The sequence below is a fragment of the Mesorhizobium neociceri genome (assembly GCF_013520985.1).
GTDB classification, from domain to species: domain Bacteria; phylum Pseudomonadota; class Alphaproteobacteria; order Rhizobiales; family Rhizobiaceae; genus Mesorhizobium; species Mesorhizobium neociceri.
In genome coordinates this window covers 95,311-114,669 of record NZ_JACDTY010000004.1, presented here as the reverse complement: position 1 = coordinate 114,669, position 19,359 = coordinate 95,311, and the positions used below count along the sequence as shown (strand labels likewise).

Genomic DNA, 19,359 nt, shown 5'->3' with positions numbered 1-19,359 from the left:
CGACAGGCGGAAGCAGAACGGCGTTGAGCGTTAGTCGTTCCCAGAGCAATCCTGGGGAAAAGCGTTTAGCGCTTTCCCGGGGATTGCTCTACGCCGCCGCGTCGCTGGCTGCCTCCGACAGGAAAGTAAAGACATAGTCGGAGAAGGAACGCCAGCACTCGACCCGGAAGGCGTCGGCTGCCGTGCGCAGCAGCACGATCTCGCACTTGCCGAGGATGGTGCGCGATGCCGCGCCTACAGGGAAAGCTTCCAGCGACAGGTCTTGCGGGCAGCCGGCATTGATCGCGGCCGCAGCCGCCGGGCCGGCAACAGTGAAGGCGACGTTGCGGTGCGAGATGCCGACCGCCGAATGCAGCGCGGATACCTTGGCGCAGTCGGCCAAAAGATCCTTGCCAGCCTCGTCGATCACAAACCATTCGTCCGGCCCGAGCCACAGCGCCGTGCGGCCGGCCTTGACCGCCGAACTCTTCGGGCTCTTCGGCAAGGTCAGCCCGAGCGCCTTCGACAGCGCTGCGACCGAAGCCTCCGGCGCGCGCAGCGACATGCGCTCCGCCGGCGGCAGCACCTCGACCCTGACGTTCTTCGCCGACACGCTGCGGCCGGCCTGCGCCGGTCGACGCTCGGCCGACGCAGCAGACGCGCTTGTTTTCGCAGCAGCCTTAGCCGCAGCAGCCTTAGCCATTGAGGCGCCCTCCCGTCTCGTCGAAGAACACCATGCCGGCAACCTCCACTTCGATCACCCCGTTCGGCATCGGCACGTAGAGCGTCTCGCCCATCCGGTCGCGCCCACCGGCGACCAGCCCCAGCGCGATCGAGCGGCCGCAATTTTGCGACCAGTAGCTGGACGTCACGTGCCCGATCATCTTCATCGGGATCGCCTGCTTGGGATCCGCGACGATCTGCGCACCCTCTTCGAGCACCACTTTCGGATCCTTGGTCTTGAGGCCGACCAGTTGCTTTCGGCCCTTCGCGACAAGATCGGGCCGGGTCAGGCCACGGATACCGACGAAGTCGGCCTTCTTCTTGCCGACCGCCCAGTCGAGCCCGGCATCGTTCGGCGTCACGGTGCCATCCGTGTCCTGGCCGACGATGATGTAGCCCTTTTCGGCGCGCAGCACGTGCATGGCCTCGGTGCCATAGGCGGCGGCACCATGCTTCTGGCCCTCGGCCCACAGCGCTTCCCAGACCGCCTGGCCGTAATCGGCCGGCACGTTGACTTCAAAACCGCGCTCGCCGGTGAACGACATGCGGAAGAGCCTTGTCGGCACGCCGCAGATCTTGCCTTCGCGCACCGACATATGCGGCAGCGCCTGGTCGGACATGTCGATGCCTTCGACCAGCGGCGCGATGATGTCGCGCGACTTCGGGCCTTGCACGGCGATGACCGCCCACTGTTCGGTGATCGAGGTCAGCCAGACATTGAGATGCGGGAACTCGGTCTGGAGATAGTCCTCCATGTGGTTCATGACGCGCGGCGCACCGCCTGTCGTCGTCGTCACATGGAAGCGGTCCGGCGCCAAGCGGCCGACGACGCCATCATCATAGATAAACCCGTCCTCGCGCAGCATGATGCCATAGCGGCAACGGCCGGGCTCCAGCTTCTCCCACGGATTGGTGTAGAGCAGCTCCATGAACTTGGCCGCATCCGGCCCGACGACTTCGATCTTGCCCAGCGTCGAAGCATCGAACAGGCCAGCATTGGTGCGCACCGCGACGCATTCGCGGTCGACCGCCGCATGCATGTCCTCGCTGCCCCTAGGGAAATACCAGGCGCGCTTCCACTGCCCGACATCCTCGAACACAGCACCCTGCGCTTCGGCCCAGGGATGGATCGCGGTTTTGCGCGTCGGGTCGAACAGCGGCCCGCGCGAATGGCTGACGATCGCGCCGAAGGTGACCGGGGTATAGGGCGCCCGGAAGGTAGTCAGGCCGACCTCGGGGATCGGCTTGCCCAGTGTTTCGGCGGCAATCGCCAGGCCGTGCATGTTGGACGTCTTGCCCTGGTCGGTCGCCATGCCGTTGGTGGTGAAGCGCTTGACGTGCTCGATCGAGCGCATGCCCTCATGCACCGCCTGGCGGATGTCCTTGGCGGTGACGTCGTTCTGGAAATCGACGAAAGCCTTGACCGTCTTGTCTGGTCCGGCGCCGGGGGCTGCGCCCAGCATGCCGCGCGACCAGCTTTCCGAGGCATCGACCTTCGGCTTCGTCCCCTTGGCTGTTTTCGCGCCGGCGTCTTTCGCCGCCTTGGCGCCGGCCGCATAGGCTTCGTCGATCGACGCCGCCAGCCCGTCCGTGCCGTTGCAGGCGCCGACCGAGACGCAGTCCTGCGCATAAATTCCGGGCACGAAGCGCTTGGTCTCGTCGTTGAAGGCAACCTTGCCGCGCGACTGCGAGAACAGATGCACCGACGGCGTCCAGCCGGCCGACATCAGGATGGCGTCAACGGGAATGGTGCGCTCGCCGCCGCCATTCTTCGGCTGCACCGTCATCGACGTCACGCGCAATTTGCCGCCGGCGCGGATTACCGCGCGACCGAAATTGACTTCGATGCCGAGCGCCCTCGCCTCGTCGATCACCGGCCCGGTCGGATGATCGCGCAGGTCGACGATCGCCGCAATGTTGACGCCGGCCTTCTTCAGGTCGATCGCTGCCGCATAAGCAGAATCATTGGCGGTGTAGACGCCGACATTTTTGCCGACCGCCACGCCATAATGGTTGAGGAAAATGCGCGCCGCCGAGGCAAGCATGATGCCGGGTCGGTCATTGTCGGCAAACACCATGTGGCGCTCGATGGAGCCGGTCGCCAGCACCACGCGCTTGGCGCGCACCTGCCACAGCCGCTCGCGCGGCAGATCGTGGCCGGGGCTTTGCAGATGGTCGCTGACGCGCTCGACCAGACCGACGAAATTCTGCGCGTAATAGCCGAACGCCGTCGTGCGCGACAGCACGCGGACATTGTCCATGGCCTTGAGTTTCGCGATCGCGCCTTGCGCCCAGGCATAACCGTCCTGGCCATCGATCTTCGCGCCGGTCTCGAAGCGCAGGCTGCCGCCGAAATCCGCTTGCTCGTCGGCGAGGATGACACGCGCGCCGGTTTCAGCCGCAGCCAAGGCGGCCGCGATGCCGGCAGCACCACCGCCCAGCACCAGCACGTCGCAATGCGCATAACGCGACGAATAGTGGTCGGGATCAGGCTTGTCGGGCGAAACGCCAAGACCCGCCGCGGCGCGGATCTTCGGCTCGTACAGGCTCTTCCAGGCCGCCTTCGGCCACATGAAAGTCTTGTAGTAGAAGCCAGCCGAAAACAGCGGCGATGCAATGTCGTTGACCGCGCCGACGTCGAAGGCGAGCGATGGCCAGCGGTTCTGCGACTGCGCGACAAGCCCGTCATAGAGTTCCTGCACGGTGGCGCGGATGTTCGGCGCCTTGCGCGCGTCGTCACGCTTGACCTCGACCAGCGCATTGGGCTCTTCCGCCCCTGCGGACAGGAAGCCGCGCGGCCGGTGATATTTGAACGAACGGCCGACGAGATGCACGCCATTGGCCAATAGCGCCGAGGCCAGCGTGTCGCCTTCGATGCCGGTATAGGACTGGCCGTCGAACGAGAACCGCGCGGTCTTGGCCTGGCTGAGACGGCCAGCGCTCGGAATACGGAACGCGCCGCTCATTTGGAAGCTCCCGGCAACTTCGCGGGTTTCGGCTCGCCCGCCTTGTAGGTCATGACGAACTTGTCGGTGACGGTGTCGCGCACCGCGTTGAAGAAGCGCGCGCAGCCATGGATGTGGCGCCAGCGCTCATAGATGATACCCTTGGGATTCGAGCGGATGAAGAAGAACTTTTCGAAGTCGTCATCGCTCTCGCCGGCCATGTTGGCCGAGCGCGCAATATGCGCCTCGCCGGCGTTGCGGAACTCGAGTTCCGGGCGCTCTTCCTCGCAATAGGGGCAGCGGATGAGAAGCATTGTTGTTCGTTCCTACAATTCGCCGTGGCCGACATGCGCGCCGGCCGGTTGGTTGCAAAGCCTCTGGCCCATCGCCGCAAAAGGCGCGACGAGCCGAATGCGCTCTTTCACGCTTGCGGCGGGGCGAAACAGCTCGCGATACTCCATGTTGCCGATCGTGAGCTGAAAGGGATCGGTCGTCACGATGACGCTGCGTGGCTCGAATGTGTCGTCCTCGCCGAGATCGGAAGGCCTGTTCTCCATGAAGATGACCACCTTCTGGCCACCGCTCCACACGCAGGCCAGAATGCCGGCGTCGATCGAAAACGGCCAACTGGCCTCGTTGCCGGCGCGGCTGATCGGCTGCGTGCGCACCTCTTCCGGTGACGGAAAGTGGAACAGATCCTGTTCCCCCGCCAACACCAGCGGCATCGCGACAGCCAGCTCCGCCATCATCAGTGTGCCACCGCCGCCGCCGCCGCCTCGTCGATGAGGCGGCCGGTGCGGAAGCGCTCGATGGTGAAGGGCGCGTTGATCGGGTGCGGATCGTCCTTGGCAATGGTGTGGGCAAAGACATGGCCCGAACCCGGCGTCGCCTTGAAACCGCCCGTGCCCCAGCCGCAATTGACGTAGAGGCCGGGCACCGGCGTCTTGGCCAGGATCGGCGAACGGTCGGGCGTGACGTCGACAATGCCGCCCCACGAGCGCAGCATTTTCATGCGCGTGAAGATCGGGAACATCTCGCAGATGGCGTCGAGCGTATGCTGCAGGATGTGCAGTCCGCCGGTCTGCGAATAGGAGACATACTGGTCGGTGCCGGCGCCGATCACCAGCTCGCCCTTGTCGGACTGCGAGATATAGGCGTGCACCGTGTTCGACATCACCACGCAAGGCACCACCGGCTTGACCGGCTCCGACACCAGCGCCTGCAGCGGATAGCTCTCCAGCGGCATGCGCACGCCGGCCATGTTCATGATGACGGAGGAGTGGCCTGCAGCCACCACGCCGACCTTCTTGGCGCCGATGAAGCCGCGCGTCGTGTCGACGCCCATGACCGCGCCATTGGCCGCCCGTTTGACGCCGGTGACCTCGCAATTCTGGATGATGTGGACGCCGCGCGCCGAAGCGCCGCGGGCATAGCCCCAGGCAACCGCATCGTGACGCGCCGTGCCGCCGCGCCGCTGCAAGGCAGCGCCGACGACCGGATAGCGCGCCTGCCTGGAAATGTTGAGCGGCGGGCAGAATTCCTTCGCCTGTTCAGGCGTCAGCCATTCATTGTCGATGCCGTTCAGCCGGTTGGCGTGGACATGGCGCTTGAGCACTTGGATGTCGTGCACATTGTGCGCCAGCATCATGACGCCGCGCGCAGAATACATGACGTTGTAGTTGAGCTCCTGGCTGAGCCCATCCCACAGCTTCAGCGCATGGTCGTAGATGCCGGCGCTTTCGTCATAGAGATAGTTGGAACGGATGATGGTGGTGTTGCGGCCGGTGTTGCCGCCGCCGAGCCAGCCCTTTTCCAGCACCGCGACATTGGTGATGCCGTGCACGGTGGCGAGATAGTATGCTGTGGCCAGTCCGTGGCCGCCGGCGCCGACGATGATGACGTCGTATTCCTTCTTCGGCTCCGGCGAGGACCATTGTTCCTCCCAGCCCTTGTGGCCGCGCATGGCCTCACGGGCGATGGCGAATACCGAATATTTTTTCAACGTTCCAGCCTCGCAAATGGCGGCAGGGCATTCACTCGGCCCCGGCGCGCGAGGTGTATCACTAGCGAAACGGCGCTTCCACCCTTGCGCTGTTTGCGACGGCGCTTGCCGTTTTGCGCCGGGCGTCAACCGCCGTCGTTTGGAACTTCGGCTTTTGACGGTTCGGCTGGCGGACGCCTGACAATGGACGGCCCGATTGCATAGGTCGGCCGCAAATAACCTTGGCGGCAATCGGCGGCGATTTTACGAATTTCCGCATCGTCCGACTGCTCCGCCATGGCCACGAAGCGCTCGACGATCACCTCGCGCGGCCTGATAGCCATTGCCGCTGCAAAGCGTCGCAACACCGCATCCGGATGCGCGAGCAACCTTGGCAGGTCTTTCGACCTCGGCATAGAATACCGGCCGTAAGCGTTGACCAACATCCCAAAGGCCGAGTCCTGACGCCGCGCGGCGGCATTTTCCACCGCGAGCTGCAACTGCCAACGCTCCGCAAGACAGATGAACTGTACGACTTTCCAGCGAACGCCGGCCTGTTCGTCATCCAGCCCGAGCATCACGCGACCGAGGATGGCTCCATCGTCCGGCGTCGTGCATCCCAGGAGCGCCTCGATCGCGTCGAACCTAATCCGCACGATTTTGCTGTCGAGCAGATCGGCGATCTCCGCAACAACGCAATTCATCCTATAACTTATCCTGGGACTGATTTCGGCCACCAAGTAAGCAGCGGCGGCCTGCGTATGAAGGTTGTCAGACGTCAGCAGCGGTCGGAGGTTTTCGAGCGGAAAGCCTTTGTGGAATTCCGATTGAAGAGCAAACGTCAACTCACTGTCGCCCTCGAAGCCGGGGGCCAACAACTTGCTCATTATGTCTTGGGGGGTCATTGCAAAGGGTGGCGCGTCCACCCGCAAGGTTTGAAGAGCCACTTCGTAGCTTGGTGTCCGCCAGGCGTCAAGAAACCCTTGTTGAGGGCAACGCAGGTATCGGGTGGCTCGTGCCGCCTCGATTTGCGACCAAGCATCCGAACGCCGGCAAGGCTGGCGCAGCGAAGAAAAGGATGCAGAAAATGTTCGCACTCGCCAACAAGGTCGCCATCGTCACCGGCGCCAGTTCCGGCATCGGCCGCGCTGCCGCAAAACTCTTTGCCGAAGAAGGCGCCAAGGTCGTTGTCGCGGCCCGCCGCCAGGCCGAGCTTGACGCGCTGGTGGCCGAAATCGAGGACGCCGACGGCACAGCGATCGCGCTTTCCGGTGACGTCAGGGACGAGGCCTATGCAAAAACCCTTGTCGATCTGGCTGTCGAAAAATTCGGTGGGCTCGATATCGCTTTCAACAATGCCGGCTCGATCGGCGAGACGGGTCCGGTTTCCGAACTGTCGCTCGAGGGCTGGCGCGAGACGCTCGACACCAACCTGACCAGCGCCTTTCTCGGCGCCAAATACCAGGTGCCGGCGATGGTCGAGCGCGGTGGCGGCTCGCTGATCTTCACCTCCACCTTCGTCGGCCACACCGTCGGCATGCCCGGCATGACCGGCTATGGCGCCAGCAAGGCCGGGCTGATCGGCCTCACGCAGGTGCTGGCCGCTGAATATGGCGCCAAAGGCGTGCGGGTCAACGCGCTGATACCGGGCGGCACCGACACGCCGGCAAGCATCACCAACGCACCGGGTGCCGGTCCCGAGGTGCTGGCTTTCGTCGAAGGCCTGCACGCGCTGAAGCGCATGGCGCAACCGCAAGAGATCGCCCGCGCGGCGCTCTTTCTGGCGTCGGATGCGTCGAGCTTCACCACCGGATCGGCGCTGTTTGCCGATGGCGGCGTCTCGATCACCCGGACGTGAAGCATTTCGCGGTCATTGCCTGCATCGATCAGCCATAGAGCTCGAAACCGGACTTGCTTTTTCCAGGCGATTTGGCGATTCGGTTTCGAGAGAGGACTTCGAGGACGGACATGCTGCTGATCAGAACCTATGTCGCCCAGAGCGCAATCGAAGGCGTCGGCGTCTTTGCCGCCGAGCCGATCAGGAAGGGCGCCTCGATCTGGCGGCTCGATCCGGATTTCGACCGGCTGATCCCGATGGACAAATACGAGGCAGCACCCCCGCATCTCAAGGAATTGCTCGACCGCTACGCCTATCCGAGCCCGGACCGTCCCGGCTTCATGGTCTATGAAGTCGACAATGGCCGCTTCATGAACCATGCCGAGCGGCCGAACACGGATTTCTCGCAATATGGCGGCGCGACCGCCACCCGCGATATATCAGCCGGCGAGGAAATCACCTGCGACTACGGCGAATTCTTCGAGGATTTCGCCCGGCTTCATCTGGCCAGCGCCTAGTTAGCGCCCTATCTTGGGGCGACCTTGGCAAATTGGCGGTTGTCCTTCATTTCGAGTGTGGACAGCGCGGCCTGATTCTGCTATCAGCCGCCACAATTCGTGGTGTAAATCGCCGCGGAGGCATGTGGCTATGGCCACTTGCCTGTTGATATCAAACCCGAAAGACAGGATTGCCCGTGCAGGTACTCGTCCGCGACAATAACGTTGATCAGGCGCTTCGCGCTCTCAAGAAGAAGATGCAGCGCGAAGGCATTTTCCGCGAAATGAAGATGCGCGGCCATTACGAGAAGCCTTCCGAGAAGCGCGCCCGTGAAAAGGCCGAAGCCGTTCGCCGCGCCCGCAAGCTGGCCCGCAAGCGCGCCCAGCGCGAAGGCCTGTTGCCGATGACGCCGCGTCCGGTTGCTGCCGGCGCCGCCGGTGGTCCTGGTGGTGCTCCGCGCCCGCCGCGGTTCTGACGCCAATTTTTCGTCCTTTTCGAAGGATACTCTGAGGTGGCGCGATGCGGAATCGCCGCCACCTTTTTGTTTAGAGCGCCGCCTTTTTGTTAAAGGGCGTTCCCTTGAACGCGCCAACGACGCTCTAAATCTTGTTACGACAATTTGTGACCCGGCCCGGAGGGAGGGACCCGGACTGAGCGACGCGGCTGAAGTGAGGACAGGGCAGACATGAACGCAATCAGCGTAAAGCGCAGAACCACAATGCGCGATTTGGCCCTGACGGCAGCCCTGATGTCCGGCCTGGTGCTTGCCAGCTGCCAGAGCGTCCCGACCGGTGAATTCAACAACATCGACAAGGCGCAAGGCTCAACCGAGAACATCTCCTCGCTGTCGGCGGTGATCCAGCGCAATCCGCAGGACCCGGAAGGCTACAATGTGCGCGGCTCCGCCTATGGCCGTGGCGGCCAGTACCAGGCGGCGCTGAAGGATTTCGACACCGCCATCCAGCTCAACCCGAATTTCTACCAGGCCTATTCGAACCGGGCGCTGATCCAGCGCTTCCTCGGCAACCAGGCAGCCGCCCTTGCCGACTACAACCGCTCGATCCAGATCAATTCGAACTACGACGCCGCCTATATCGGCCGCGGCAACCTCTATCGCAAGGCCGGCCAGACCCAGCAGGCCTTCAACGATTTCCAGAAGGCGATCCAGCTGGACACGACGGACGCCCGCGCCTACCACAATCGCGGCCTGATCTATCAGAGCCAGGGCCAGCACAAGTTTGCCATCGAGGATTTCTCGACGGCCATCTCGCTGGCGCCTGATGCCGCCGAACCGTATAACGGCCGCGGCCTCTCCTATCTCGCCATGAACGACGAGGACAACGCTTTCTCCGACTTCAACATGGCCATCAAGCTCGATGGCAAGAATGCTGAAGCCTGGGCCAACCAGGCGCTGATCTACGAGCGCCGCGGCGACAAGGTAAAGGCGTCGAAAGCCTACCGCGAAGCCGTCCATCTCGACCCGACCTACCAGCCGGCCAAGGACGGCCTGTCGCGCACGGCGAGCGCCACCGCCGGCTGATACCTAGCCGGCGCGCCGCCATCGGCGGCCGCCTTTCAACAATGTTCCGTTCCTAATGCAGCGCGCTGCAAGGCCTGCCGCGCAGCAAAATCGCAATATTTGCGTGCCACCATGCAAGGTGAGAGGCGACAGAAGTCGACATCCGCAACATCGGGACGGCACCGCGATGGATGAGAACGAACTCCAGATCCAGCAACAGATCGCCTGGCTTGAAACGGCCTCTCCCGACGATTGGCACCGTGCCGTGCTCGACTTCAACTGGGACTGGGACATCGGCCCGCTGTTCTGGATCGCGCGCCAGCCGCAATGCGACAAGGCCACGGCGTTGACCATGTTCTGGCTGGGGCAGCCGGCCTATTACCTCATCCTGGCCGCGGAGAACGGCGGAACGGACGATCGGCGGGAGCCGGTCTGGGACATGCTGAAATTTATTGCCCAGCGCATCAACGCCAACGGCTATATCAGGTCGAAAATCGCCTACGCCGTCGATGATCTCGTCGAGCAGGATTTTGACGAACTGGTCGAGAAAGCAGATCAGCTGGCCAATTCGCCGCTGAAGCCGCATCCGGATATGCGCCGCGCCCTTCGCGGACGGCGGATCGTCAACGACGTCGACTTTTACCGGCGTTATCCCGAGGATTTCCATGGCACGGTGCTGATCGAATTGCCGGACCCAAGCCCCCTGGACAAGGCTTGGTCGGCGCTTGGGCGCCTGTGGCGCCACTGAGTTCTGGCCGACACGCAATCACCCAATCTTAACCACCGAGGGCAAAGCGTTAACCCTCGCCTTGATCGCGCCAAGTTTTCAGCGGAACGCTCCGGGCCATTCAACCGTTGTTGAAGGCAATTTTCGAAAAGGACTGACCCATGATCAAGAAAATCATCTGTGCCGCGGCACTCGCCGCCACCGCTCTTGCCACTCCCGTCAACGCCGGCACGCTCCGGCTGGGCACGCTCGATTGCACCATAGATGGCGGCGTCGGCTACATTGTCACGTCGAACAAGGGCGTCGCCTGCACATTCCGCCCCTATCATCATGGGCCGGCCGAGCAGTACACGGGGATGATCTCCAAGCTGGGCGTGGATGTCGGCCAGACCCATCAGGGTCAGTTGGCGTGGGCAGTTCTGGCCGCCACCCGCAGCCATGACGAGGGCGACCTTGCCGGCCACTATTACGGCGTCAATGCAGAGGCTAGCGTGGTGACCGGTGGCGGTGCCAACCTTCTGGTCGGCGGCCTCGACAGCGCCTTCATGCTGGAGCCGCTCAGCGTCCAGGCACAGACCGGCGTCAACGTAGCGGTAGCCGTGACCTCGCTGGAACTGATCCACTCGTTCAAGTAAGCATCGGCAAATAAGCATCTACTGATCCCTCTACGTGCGGCGCGGAACAGGATACTGTTTCGCGCCGCATGCTTTTGGGGGAACCGCCGTGCTCAAAACCGCTATCGCCGCCGCCATCATAGCCACCTTTGCGGGACAAGCCCGGGCGCAGGACCAGGGCATCGAACTCGGTGTGCTCGATTGCGCCATCGGCGGCGGCACCGGCTTCATCTTCGGCTCCAGCAAGGATCTGAGCTGCACCTTCACGCCGGCCGACAAGAGCTTTTCGCCGGAAGCCTATTTCGGCGCCGTCAACAAATACGGGCTCGATATCGGCACCACCAAGCAGACCGTCATGCAATGGCTGGTGCTGACGCCGCTGAAGAACATTTATGCGCCGGGTGCGCTGGCCGGCGACTATATCGGCGCCAGCGCCGAAGTGACGGCGGCGGTTGGTGCCGGCGCCAATCTCCTGGTCGGCGGCTCCTCGCAGGCCTTCACCTTGCAGCCGCTCAGCCTGCAGACGCAGACCGGCATCAACATCGCCATCGGCGTCAGCCAGTTCCAGCTGCGCAGCACCGAGAACTGATAGCGCTGGCGAAAAAAGCCGCTTGAACTCAACCACGGTTGAGGTTTTAGAAGCCTGCCCTGACTGAAACAGCGCCCATGGCCCCGCCGGAAACCCTCGCTGGCTTCTGGTGCCATGCGCCGACATAGAGATATGCAAGGCAGGGTAGGAATGATGACTGAAATCACCAGCAACAAAGTCGACTGGCGGGCATTGTGGGCAAGCGGCGACCTCGCGCGCTTCTGCTTCATCAGCCTTGGCATCCTGCTGCACGCCACCAACGAGACGATGGTGGCAACCGTTATGCCGGCCATGGTCGGCGACCTCGCCGGCGTGCAGTTTGTCGGCTGGTCGCTGGCGGTCTACGAACTCGGCGCCATCGTCGCCGGCGCTGCCGCCGGGCGGCTGGTCAGCTATGTCGCGCTGCGCTCCAACGTGACGGTCGCCGCTCTGCTCTATGCCGCCGGCGCGCTGGTCTGCGCCACCGCGCCGTCCATGCCGGTGTTCCTCGCCGGCCGGCTGGTCGAGGGTCTCGGCGGCGGTGCGCTGGTGTCGCTGGCCTTCGTGTCGGTCGAGCGGCTGTTCGACCGCAATATCTGGCCGCAGCTGTTCGGCATCATGTCGGCGATCTGGGGCGTCGCCGCCTTCAGCGGCCCGATGCTCGGCGCCATCATGGTCGACCTGTTGTCCTGGCGCTGGGCCTTCGGTGTCTTCGTGCTTGGCGGCATCGCCATGGCGCTTGCCAGTTTCATCGTGCTGAACACACCGGAAGCGAAGAAGCCGCAAGCTGCGGCGGGCACCTCGCCGCCCTTCCCCTATGCCGCGCTTGGCTGTCTCACCGTGGCCGTCGTGCTCATCGCCACCGCCGGCGTCGATGTCGCCCTGCTGCGTTCGTCGCTGCTGCTTGTCCTCGGCCTCGCCGGCCTGGCGCTGTTTGTGTTCGTCGACGCCATGAAGCCGCAGTCACGGCTGTTCCCATCGGGCCTGTTCTCATGGCGCTCGCCGCTCGGCAGCGGCATGACCATGGTGGCCGCCTTCTCGACGGCGACCGTCTCCTTTTCCATCTACGGGCCGCTGCTGCTGACCACGCTGCACGGCATTCCGATCCTGACCACCGGTTACATCATCGCCGCCGAATCCATCGCCTGGTCGATCCTGTCGATCGCCATCGCCAACGCGCCGCTGGAGCGTGAGCGGCAGATCCTCGTCATCGGCGCGCTGATGATTGCAGCCGGACTCGCCGGCTTTGCCTATGCCATTCCGGAGGGATCGATCCCGCTGATCCTGCTCTGCGCTTTGTCGCAGGGCGGCGGTTTCGGCGTGTGCTGGCCCTTCCTCACCCGCATCATCGTCGCCTCGGCCCGTGACGGCGAACAGACCATCGCGTCGGCCGCCGTGCCGACCCTGCAGCGTATCGGCTACGCCGTCGGCGCCGCAATGGCCGGCATCATCGCCAATGCCAGCGGCTTCTCCGCAGGGTTGAACCGCGAGGCAGCGGCGCACGTCGCCGGCTGGCTGTACCTTGCCTTCGTACCGCTCGGCATTGTCGGTTGCCTGGCGGCGTTGAAGATGGCTTTGGCGGCAGGTCGGCCGCAGATTGCGACAGGCTGAGGCCAGTACGATTTGGCCGGTCGCCTGCTGGCCTCAAAGTGCTGGAAGCACGCCGCTGATATGATTGGCGAACGCTTCCACCGCGGGGGATCGCTCGGTGTCGGCAAAGGCGATGAGAATGCCAAGGCGCGGCAGCTGAGGCAGCGGCGCGCCCAGAATATGCAGGTCGGGTGGCACCGCCTCCTGCGCCATCACGCTTATCGCCAGACCCGACCGCGCCACCGCGATCAAACCCGCAAGGCTGTTGCTGGCGTAGGCGATCTTGTAGCGCAGCCCTGCACGGGCCATCGCCTCGCAAGCCGCCTTGTGGTCGACGGCGTTCGACGCCGACAGCGCCAGCGGAACGGTGTCGCCGAACTCGTAGGGATCGAGCGCCGGCTTGCTGCCGACCCAGACCAGCCTTTCCGTGCGCACGACGCCTTCTGCATCGTGCGCATTCGAAACCAATGCCAGGTCGATCTGGCGAGCGTTTAGAAGCGTCCGCAATTCAACCGTCGGTGCCGACACGACCTTGATCTCGACATCGGGATACGTCGTCCCAAAACTCTTCAAGAGCGCGGGAAAGAATGCGCTCAGATAATCCTCGGGGCTGCCGAAAATGATCGAACCGTGCAGGCCCTTCTCGGACAGTGCAGAGATCGCCTCGTCATGGATTTTGATAATGCGCTCGGCATAGGCAAGGAAGCGCTCGCCGCTGCCGGTGAGCCGCACCCCGCTGCCGCTGCGGTGAAACAGGTTCTGGCCCAGCGCCTCCTCTAGCCGCCGTATCTGCATGGTCACGGCCGACTGCGTGCGTCCGACCTGTATGGCCACCGCGCTCAGCGTTCCCGAATGCGCCGCACGCACGAAGGTTGCCAGCAGCCTGAGATCGAGTGGAGCCTGCATATCAATTCCATTGATATCGGAATCCGATTACTATCAATTTTACTGCATCCCTGCCATCGGCTATTTTTCCCTCCTCAAAGGTTTGATGGAGCTGCGGCATGTCGAAAAACTCGGATCGCGAATTCTGGGCAGCGGCGCAGAAGCATTTGATCCGCTATGGCGGCAGCTTCGAACCCGCCATCATCGAACGCGCCGCGGGCTCCTTCGTCTACGATGCCGACGACAGGCCGATCCTCGACTTCACCTCGGGACAGATGAGCGCGCTGCTCGGCCATTCTCACCCCAGGATCGTGTCGACCGTCAGCCGCCAGGTCGAAAAGGTCGCGCATCTCTTCAGCGGCATGTTGTCGCGACCGGTGGTCGAACTGGCCGAACGGCTCGCAGCTCTTGCGCCGGGGCTGGACAGGGTGATGCTGCTTTCGACCGGCGCGGAATCGAATGAGGCCGCGATCCGCATGGCCAAGCTGGTGACAGGCAAGCACGAGGTCGTCGCCTTCTCGAAGAGCTGGCACGGCATGACGGGTGCTGCGGCGTCGGCGACCTACAGCGCCGGCCGCAAGGGCTATGGGCCCGCCACGGTCGGATCGCTCGCCATCCCCGCCCCGAACAGTTTCCGGCCACGCTTCAGGCACGCCGACGGCTCACTGGACTGGCTGACCGAACTCGACGACGCCTTCGATCTCATCGACAGCCAGTCGACGGGAAGCCTGGCCGCTTTTGTCGCCGAGCCGATCCTGTCGAGCGGCGGCATTTTGGAACTGCCGCTGGGCTATCTGGCGGCGCTCAAGCAGAAATGCCGCGAGCGCGGCATGCTGCTCATCCTGGATGAGGCGCAGACCGGCATCGGCCGCACCGGCGATATGTTCGCCTTCCAAAGAGACGGCGTAACCCCTGATATTCTCACGCTGTCCAAGACCATCGGCGCCGGCCTGCCGCTGTCTGCGGTCATGACGACAGCTGAAATCGAAGACGCCGCGCACGAGAAAGGCTTCCTGTTCTACACCACGCATGTCTCCGACCCGCTGCCGGCGGCGGTCGGCCTCGCAGTGCTCGATGTGGTGGAAGACGAAAAACTGGTCGACCGCGCCCGGCAGATGGGCGCGCGTTTGTTCGACGGACTGTCGCGGCTGAAGCACCGTTACGAATGTGTCGGCGACGTGCGCGGGCGCGGCCTGCTGCTTGGCGTCGAGATCGTCAAGGACGGCAAGCAGCCCGACCACCAGCTCGGCGCCACCATTGCCGCGGAGGCGTTCCGGCGCGGCCTGAGCATGAACATCGTCAAGCTGCCCGGCATGGGCGGAGTCTTCCGCATCGCCCCGCCGCTGACCATCTCCGAGCAGGAGCTGGGCCTCGGCCTGCGGATCATTGCGGAATCGATCGAGGCCGGACTTGCAGCCAGCGCACCCGGCATCGCCGCGGAGTGAGGACCTACGGCCGGGCGCTGCGGCCGCTCAGACCACGATGGTCTTCAGCCGCTCGGCGATGAGCGCGGCGAGCCGCGCCGCCACTTCGTCCTTGGTCATTTCCGGCCATTCCTCGACGCCCGACTTCGAGACGATGCGCACCTTGTTACGGTCGCCGCCCATGACGCCGGTGGGGCCGACGCCGCTTTCATGCGAGACATCGTTGGCGACGATGAAATCGGCGCCCTTCTTCTTCAGCTTGGCCTCGGCATTTCGGATCAGGTCCTGCGTCTCGGCGGCAAAGCCGACGACCAGCCCCGGCCGCTGCCGGTGATGGCCGACGCCGGCCAGAATGTCAGGGTTTTCGATCATCCGCAGCGCCGGCGGCCCTTCGCCCGCCACCTTCTTGATCTTCTCGCCGGCCGTGCCGGCGGTGCGCCAGTCGGCGACCGCCGCGACGAAGACCGCAGCGTCCGCCGGCAAAAGCTGCTCGACCGCGTCTTTCATCTCAGCCGCCGTTTCGACATGCACTGTGGCGACGCCGGCCGGATCGGCGATGTTGACCGGGCCAGAGACCAGGCGCACATCGGCGCCCAGCCTCGCCAGCGCCGCCGCAATCGCATGGCCCTGCTTGCCCGACGAACGGTTGGCGATGTAGCGCACCGGGTCGATCGGCTCATGCGTCGGCCCCGAGGTGACGATGATCCTGCAGCCGGCCAGCAGCTTCGGCCTGGTGTCGAGCAGCGCCTCGATCGCCGCGACGATCTCCAGCGGTTCGGCCATGCGGCCCTCGCCGGCCTCGTTGCTTTCCGCCATCTCGCCCTTGGCCGGGCCGACAAAGGCGATGCCGTCCTTGGCCAACGTCGCCCGGTTGCGACGGGTAGCGGCATGCGACCACATTTTCGGGTTCATCGCCGGCGCCAGCAAAACCTTCTTGTCGGTGGCGAGAAGCACGGTCGAGGCGAGGTCGTTGGCATGGCCGTTGGCGAGCTTGGCCATCAGGTCGGCCGTGGCCGGCGCCACGACCAAAAGGTCCGCCTCGCGCGACAGCCTGATATGGCCGACATCGTGCTCGTCATTGCGGTCGAACAATTCGGTGAAGACATGGTCGGCCGAAAGCGCGCCGACCGACAAAGTGGTGACGAACTCCTGCGCGGCAGAAGTCATCACCACGCGCACCGCCGCACCCCGCTCGCGCAACCGGCGGATCAGGTCGAGCGCCTTGTAGGCGGCAATGCCGCCACCGATGATCAACAGGATGCGCTTGCCGGAGAGGCTGCCTCGCGACACGACCTTGCTCGCCGCAGCGGCAGTCGGCACCGCCGGGCTGCGTGCAACAGCCAGTTCGCGTAGCGTTTGTTCGATCTGGTCGATGCGGCCGGAAGGGCCAAGCTGTCCCTCAACCGCGGCACGGATCATCACCCGCGCCTGCTCTTCCATCGAGCGGTCATTCTCCGCTGCCAGCTGGCGCAGCAAATCCTTGACCTCATCGTCAAGGTTGCGAATGGTGATGCTGGCCATATGATTGCACTCTGCTCGACATCGCTGGAAGCAATGATAGCAATGCAATCATTTCAGGACAAGCCGTTCTTGGCAGGTCGCTAAAGGATTTTCCACGCGATATAAACCAGCGTCAGCGCGATCACCCACAGCGCCAATCGGCCGGAGCGGGTGTAGCGGGCTTCGGCCTTGCCGATGGCGCGCGATGTCGCCTCGTCGAAGCGCAGGCCGTGTTCGGCCATCAAATCGATCTCGCGTGACAGCCGATCAGTGCGGGCGGCAAGGTCCGGCGCCTGGCGGGCGAGCGCCAGCAGCGCCTTGGCACCGTCGCGCGCGTCCATGAGCAGGCCGCTCGGGCCCAGATTGCCGGCGATCCACTGGCCGACCACCGGCTCGGCCGTCTTCCACATGTTGAAGGCCGGATCGAGCGTGCGCGCCACGCCTTCGACCACCACCATGGTCTTCTGCAGCAGGATCAGTTCCGGCCGCGTCGCCATATCGAACAGTTCGGTGACCTCGAACAGCAGCGTCAACAGCTTGGCCATCGAGATGGTCTCGGCCGGCTGGCCATGGATCGGCTCGCCAATGGCGCGGATCGCCTGCGCGAAGGCCGCGACATTGTGCCGGCGCGGCACATAGCCGGCCTCGAAATGCACTTCGGCGACACGCAGATAGTCGCGGGTGATGAAGCCATAAAGGATTTCGGCGAGGAAGCGGCGCTCCTTCTTGCCGAGCCGTCCGGCAATGCCGAGATCGACGGCGACGATATCGCCATCGGCCTCTACGAACAGATTGCCCGGATGCATGTCGGCATGAAAGAAGCCGTCGCGCAGCGTGTGGCGCAGGAACGACTGGATCAGATTGGTGGCGATCGCCTTGAGATCGTGACCCGCTGCCACAAGACCGGCGATGTCATTCATCTTGACGCCGTCGACCCATTCCATCGTCAGCACGTCGCGGCCGGTGCGCTCCCAGTCGACCGACGGCACGCGGAAGCCGGGATCGTCCTTGGTATTCTCGCCAAGCTCCGATAGCGCTGCCGCTTCGAGCCGAAGATCCATCTCGACCTTGGTCGTCTGCGCCAGCGTCTCGGTCACCTCGACCGGCCGCAGCCGGCGCGATGACGGGATGTATTTCTCCTGCAGGCGCGCAGCAAGGAAATAGCTTTCGAGATCCTGGAAGAAGCGGCGCCGCACGCCCGGCCGGATCACCTTCACCGCCACCTTGGTATCAACACCGTCATGCAAGGCTTGCGCGGGATGAACCTGGGCGATGGAAGCCGCCGCCACGGGATCGCCGAACTCGGTATAGAGCTCGCCGATCTTGCGCCCGAGCGAGCCTTCGATCGCCGCCACCGCTTCCGCCTGCGGAAAGGTGTGCATCTTGTCCTGCAGCATGGCGAGGTCGAGCGCCATGTCGTTGCCGACGACGTCGGGCCGCGTCGCCAGGAACTGGCCGAGCTTGACGTAAGAGGGCCCAAGCCGGACCACCGCCTTGGCCAGCCGGTCGCTGCGCTCATAGGCGAGCGCCCGACGACGGGTGAACAGCCGCGCCATGCGCCAGCCAAACTTCGGCAGGCCGGTGAGCTCGTCGCCCGGAAGTGCTGCGATCACGCCCTCGCGGACCAGCACCCAGCCGGCCCGTGCGAGCCGAAAGGCGGCGCCGACGCTGCTCATGCCCAAGCCTGCTTCAAATTGACCTGCTGCAAACTCAAAGCTTCCAGCCCGAATGCAGTGCGGCAATGCCGCCGGAATAGTTGCGGAACGAAACGCGCTCAAAGCCGGCGCGGGTGATCATGGCGGCAAAATTCTGCTGATTGGGAAATTTGCGGATCGATTCAACCAGATAGGAATAGGGTTCGCCGTCGCCGGTCACCATCTTGCCGATCTGCGGGATGGCGTTGAACGACCAGGCTTCGTAGACCTTGTCGAGCAGCGGCATCTCGACCTCGGAAAATTCCAGGCACAGGAACCGCCCGCCGGGCTTCAGCACGCGAAAGGCTTCCGTCAGCGCGACATCAATGCGCGGCACGTTGCGGATGCCGAAAGCGATTGTGTAGGCGTCGAACGTGTTATCCGAAAAAGGCAGTTCCTCGGCATTGGCCTCGACGAAATCGGTGTTGCCGGACAGGCCCTTTTTCTCCGCCCGGTCGCGGCCGACGGCCAGCATCGAGCCGTTGATGTCGAGCACCGTGGCATGAGCGTTTCCATGGCTGGAGTCGACAATGCGGAAGGCGATGTCGCCGGTGCCGCCGGCGACGTCGAGCACCTTCCAGCCAGGACGTTTCGGCGGATTGAGCCATGTCACCATGGCGTCCTTCCACAGCCGGTGCAGTCCGGCCGACATCAGGTCGTTCATCAGGTCGTAGCGGTTCGCCACCTTGTGGAAAACGTCGTTGACCAGAGGCTGCTTGTCGCCTGGCCCTACCTTCTTGAAACCATAGGAGGTTTCCATGCCGCCCGCGGCCGTGGTTCTCTCAACTGACATTATTTTGATCCGTCATAAAACCGGCGGGACCATAGCCGATCGATGGTGCGGGCGCTATTGTTTAAGGCGCGGTGTTCAGCCG

General features: G+C 63.9%; 19 protein-coding genes. 9 read left to right on the top strand and 10 right to left on the bottom strand.

The window, feature by feature from the left end:
• Window positions 1-88: 88 nt before the first annotated feature.
• The 6 genes from H0241_RS10765 to H0241_RS10740 all read right to left on the bottom strand — a co-directional run bounded on the left by H0241_RS10765 (window position 89) and on the right by H0241_RS10740 (window position 6,515).
• Entirely contained in the window at window positions 89-682 is a 594-nt protein-coding gene (locus H0241_RS10765) for a sarcosine oxidase subunit gamma (protein WP_181057395.1), read from the bottom strand.
• On the bottom strand, window positions 675-3,668 hold the full coding sequence (locus H0241_RS10760) for a sarcosine oxidase subunit alpha (RefSeq protein ID WP_181057394.1): 2,994 nt from the start codon (window positions 3,666-3,668) through the stop codon (window positions 675-677). Before H0241_RS10760 ends, H0241_RS10765 begins: the two co-directional genes overlap by 8 nt.
• Complete coding sequence (locus tag H0241_RS10755; RefSeq protein WP_181057393.1) at window positions 3,665-3,961, bottom strand: sarcosine oxidase subunit delta; 297 nt, start codon at window positions 3,959-3,961, stop codon at window positions 3,665-3,667. The genes H0241_RS10760 and H0241_RS10755 overlap by 4 nt, the downstream gene beginning before the upstream one ends.
• 12 nt (window positions 3,962-3,973) lie before the next feature.
• Window positions 3,974-4,396, bottom strand: a complete 423-nt coding sequence (locus H0241_RS10750; RefSeq protein WP_181057392.1) for a hypothetical protein — start codon at window positions 4,394-4,396, stop codon at window positions 3,974-3,976.
• On the bottom strand, window positions 4,396-5,649 hold the full coding sequence (locus H0241_RS10745; RefSeq protein ID WP_023683196.1) for a sarcosine oxidase subunit beta: 1,254 nt from the start codon (window positions 5,647-5,649) through the stop codon (window positions 4,396-4,398). Before H0241_RS10745 ends, H0241_RS10750 begins: the two co-directional genes overlap by 1 nt.
• Before the next feature lie 125 nt (window positions 5,650-5,774).
• Window positions 5,775-6,515: a hypothetical protein gene (locus H0241_RS10740; protein ID WP_181057391.1), complete on the bottom strand. Its 741-nt coding sequence runs from the start codon at window positions 6,513-6,515 to the stop codon at window positions 5,775-5,777.
• A 200-nt stretch (window positions 6,516-6,715) separates the two neighbouring features.
• Here H0241_RS10740 and H0241_RS10735 point away from each other — a divergent pair, with 200 nt between their 5' ends.
• From H0241_RS10735 to H0241_RS10700, 8 genes are all read left to right on the top strand, one after another.
• Window positions 6,716-7,486, top strand: coding sequence for an SDR family oxidoreductase (locus H0241_RS10735; protein WP_181057390.1), 771 nt, complete (start codon window positions 6,716-6,718; stop codon window positions 7,484-7,486).
• 110 nt (window positions 7,487-7,596) lie between these two features.
• On the top strand, window positions 7,597-7,983 hold the full coding sequence (locus H0241_RS10730) for an SET domain-containing protein (RefSeq protein ID WP_023671139.1): 387 nt from the start codon (window positions 7,597-7,599) through the stop codon (window positions 7,981-7,983).
• A 176-nt stretch (window positions 7,984-8,159) separates the two neighbouring features.
• Window positions 8,160-8,438, top strand: coding sequence for a 30S ribosomal protein S21 (gene rpsU, locus H0241_RS10725; protein WP_023671138.1), 279 nt, complete (start codon window positions 8,160-8,162; stop codon window positions 8,436-8,438).
• Between the two features lie 210 nt (window positions 8,439-8,648).
• Window positions 8,649-9,503 carry a tetratricopeptide repeat protein gene (locus H0241_RS10720; RefSeq protein ID WP_181057389.1) on the top strand — a complete coding sequence of 285 codons (855 nt, stop codon included), beginning with the start codon at window positions 8,649-8,651 and terminating at the stop codon, window positions 9,501-9,503.
• 166 nt (window positions 9,504-9,669) lie between these two features.
• Window positions 9,670-10,230, top strand: a complete 561-nt coding sequence (locus H0241_RS10715) for a DUF4274 domain-containing protein (protein ID WP_181057388.1) — start codon at window positions 9,670-9,672, stop codon at window positions 10,228-10,230.
• Window positions 10,231-10,370: 140 nt separating this feature from the next.
• Complete coding sequence (locus tag H0241_RS10710; RefSeq protein WP_181057387.1) at window positions 10,371-10,844, top strand: DUF992 domain-containing protein; 474 nt, start codon at window positions 10,371-10,373, stop codon at window positions 10,842-10,844.
• 88 nt (window positions 10,845-10,932) lie between these two features.
• Complete coding sequence (locus H0241_RS10705) at window positions 10,933-11,412, top strand: DUF992 domain-containing protein (RefSeq protein ID WP_181057386.1); 480 nt, start codon at window positions 10,933-10,935, stop codon at window positions 11,410-11,412.
• A gap of 153 nt (window positions 11,413-11,565) precedes the next feature.
• Window positions 11,566-13,002, top strand: coding sequence for an MFS transporter (locus H0241_RS10700; protein WP_181057385.1), 1,437 nt, complete (start codon window positions 11,566-11,568; stop codon window positions 13,000-13,002).
• A gap of 33 nt (window positions 13,003-13,035) precedes the next feature.
• On the opposite strand, the gene H0241_RS10695 is transcribed toward H0241_RS10700, so the two are convergent.
• The gene (locus H0241_RS10695; protein ID WP_181057384.1) at window positions 13,036-13,887 is read right to left on the bottom strand and encodes a LysR family transcriptional regulator; all 852 of its coding nucleotides are present in this window, start codon (window positions 13,885-13,887) and stop codon (window positions 13,036-13,038) included.
• A 98-nt stretch (window positions 13,888-13,985) separates the two neighbouring features.
• Between H0241_RS10695 and H0241_RS10690 the strand changes: the two genes are divergently transcribed.
• On the top strand, window positions 13,986-15,311 hold the full coding sequence (locus H0241_RS10690; protein ID WP_181057383.1) for an aspartate aminotransferase family protein: 1,326 nt from the start codon (window positions 13,986-13,988) through the stop codon (window positions 15,309-15,311).
• A 27-nt stretch (window positions 15,312-15,338) separates the two neighbouring features.
• Here H0241_RS10690 and coaBC read toward each other — a convergent pair whose 3' ends face one another.
• From coaBC to ubiE, 3 genes are all read right to left on the bottom strand, one after another.
• Window positions 15,339-16,811, bottom strand: coding sequence for a bifunctional phosphopantothenoylcysteine decarboxylase/phosphopantothenate--cysteine ligase CoaBC (gene coaBC / locus H0241_RS10685; RefSeq protein ID WP_210284850.1), 1,473 nt, complete (start codon window positions 16,809-16,811; stop codon window positions 15,339-15,341).
• An 80-nt stretch (window positions 16,812-16,891) separates the two neighbouring features.
• Window positions 16,892-18,466 carry a 2-polyprenylphenol 6-hydroxylase gene (ubiB, locus tag H0241_RS10680; RefSeq protein ID WP_181057382.1) on the bottom strand — a complete coding sequence of 525 codons (1,575 nt, stop codon included), beginning with the start codon at window positions 18,464-18,466 and terminating at the stop codon, window positions 16,892-16,894.
• Between the two features lie 34 nt (window positions 18,467-18,500).
• Window positions 18,501-19,277 (bottom strand): bifunctional demethylmenaquinone methyltransferase/2-methoxy-6-polyprenyl-1,4-benzoquinol methylase UbiE, encoded by a 777-nt coding sequence (gene ubiE, locus H0241_RS10675; RefSeq protein WP_181057381.1) that lies wholly within the window; start codon window positions 19,275-19,277, stop codon window positions 18,501-18,503.
• Window positions 19,278-19,359: the final 82 nt, after the last annotated feature.

Excerpts from the sequence above, each read along its gene's own strand:
- H0241_RS10765 (WP_181057395.1), bottom strand. The coding sequence starts at position 682 with ATGGCTAAGGCTGCTGCGGCTAAGGCTGCTGCGAAAACAAGCGCGTCT.
- H0241_RS10760 (WP_181057394.1), bottom strand. The coding sequence starts at position 3,668 with ATGAGCGGCGCGTTCCGTATTCCGAGCGCTGGCCGTCTCAGCCAGGCC.
- H0241_RS10755 (WP_181057393.1), bottom strand. The coding sequence starts at position 3,961 with ATGCTTCTCATCCGCTGCCCCTATTGCGAGGAAGAGCGCCCGGAACTC.
- H0241_RS10750 (WP_181057392.1), bottom strand. The coding sequence starts at position 4,396 with ATGATGGCGGAGCTGGCTGTCGCGATGCCGCTGGTGTTGGCGGGGGAA.
- H0241_RS10740 (WP_181057391.1), bottom strand. The coding sequence starts at position 6,515 with ATGAGCAAGTTGTTGGCCCCCGGCTTCGAGGGCGACAGTGAGTTGACG.
- H0241_RS10735 (WP_181057390.1), top strand. The coding sequence starts at position 6,716 with ATGTTCGCACTCGCCAACAAGGTCGCCATCGTCACCGGCGCCAGTTCC.
- H0241_RS10730 (WP_023671139.1), top strand. The coding sequence starts at position 7,597 with ATGCTGCTGATCAGAACCTATGTCGCCCAGAGCGCAATCGAAGGCGTC.
- H0241_RS10720 (WP_181057389.1), top strand. The coding sequence starts at position 8,649 with ATGAACGCAATCAGCGTAAAGCGCAGAACCACAATGCGCGATTTGGCC.
- H0241_RS10715 (WP_181057388.1), top strand. The coding sequence starts at position 9,670 with ATGGATGAGAACGAACTCCAGATCCAGCAACAGATCGCCTGGCTTGAA.
- H0241_RS10710 (WP_181057387.1), top strand. The coding sequence starts at position 10,371 with ATGATCAAGAAAATCATCTGTGCCGCGGCACTCGCCGCCACCGCTCTT.
- H0241_RS10700 (WP_181057385.1), top strand. The coding sequence starts at position 11,566 with ATGACTGAAATCACCAGCAACAAAGTCGACTGGCGGGCATTGTGGGCA.
- H0241_RS10695 (WP_181057384.1), bottom strand. The coding sequence starts at position 13,887 with ATGCAGGCTCCACTCGATCTCAGGCTGCTGGCAACCTTCGTGCGTGCG.
- H0241_RS10690 (WP_181057383.1), top strand. The coding sequence starts at position 13,986 with ATGTCGAAAAACTCGGATCGCGAATTCTGGGCAGCGGCGCAGAAGCAT.
- coaBC (WP_210284850.1), bottom strand. The coding sequence starts at position 16,811 with ATGGCCAGCATCACCATTCGCAACCTTGACGATGAGGTCAAGGATTTG.
- ubiB (WP_181057382.1), bottom strand. The coding sequence starts at position 18,466 with ATGAGCAGCGTCGGCGCCGCCTTTCGGCTCGCACGGGCCGGCTGGGTG.
- ubiE (WP_181057381.1), bottom strand. The coding sequence starts at position 19,277 with ATGTCAGTTGAGAGAACCACGGCCGCGGGCGGCATGGAAACCTCCTAT.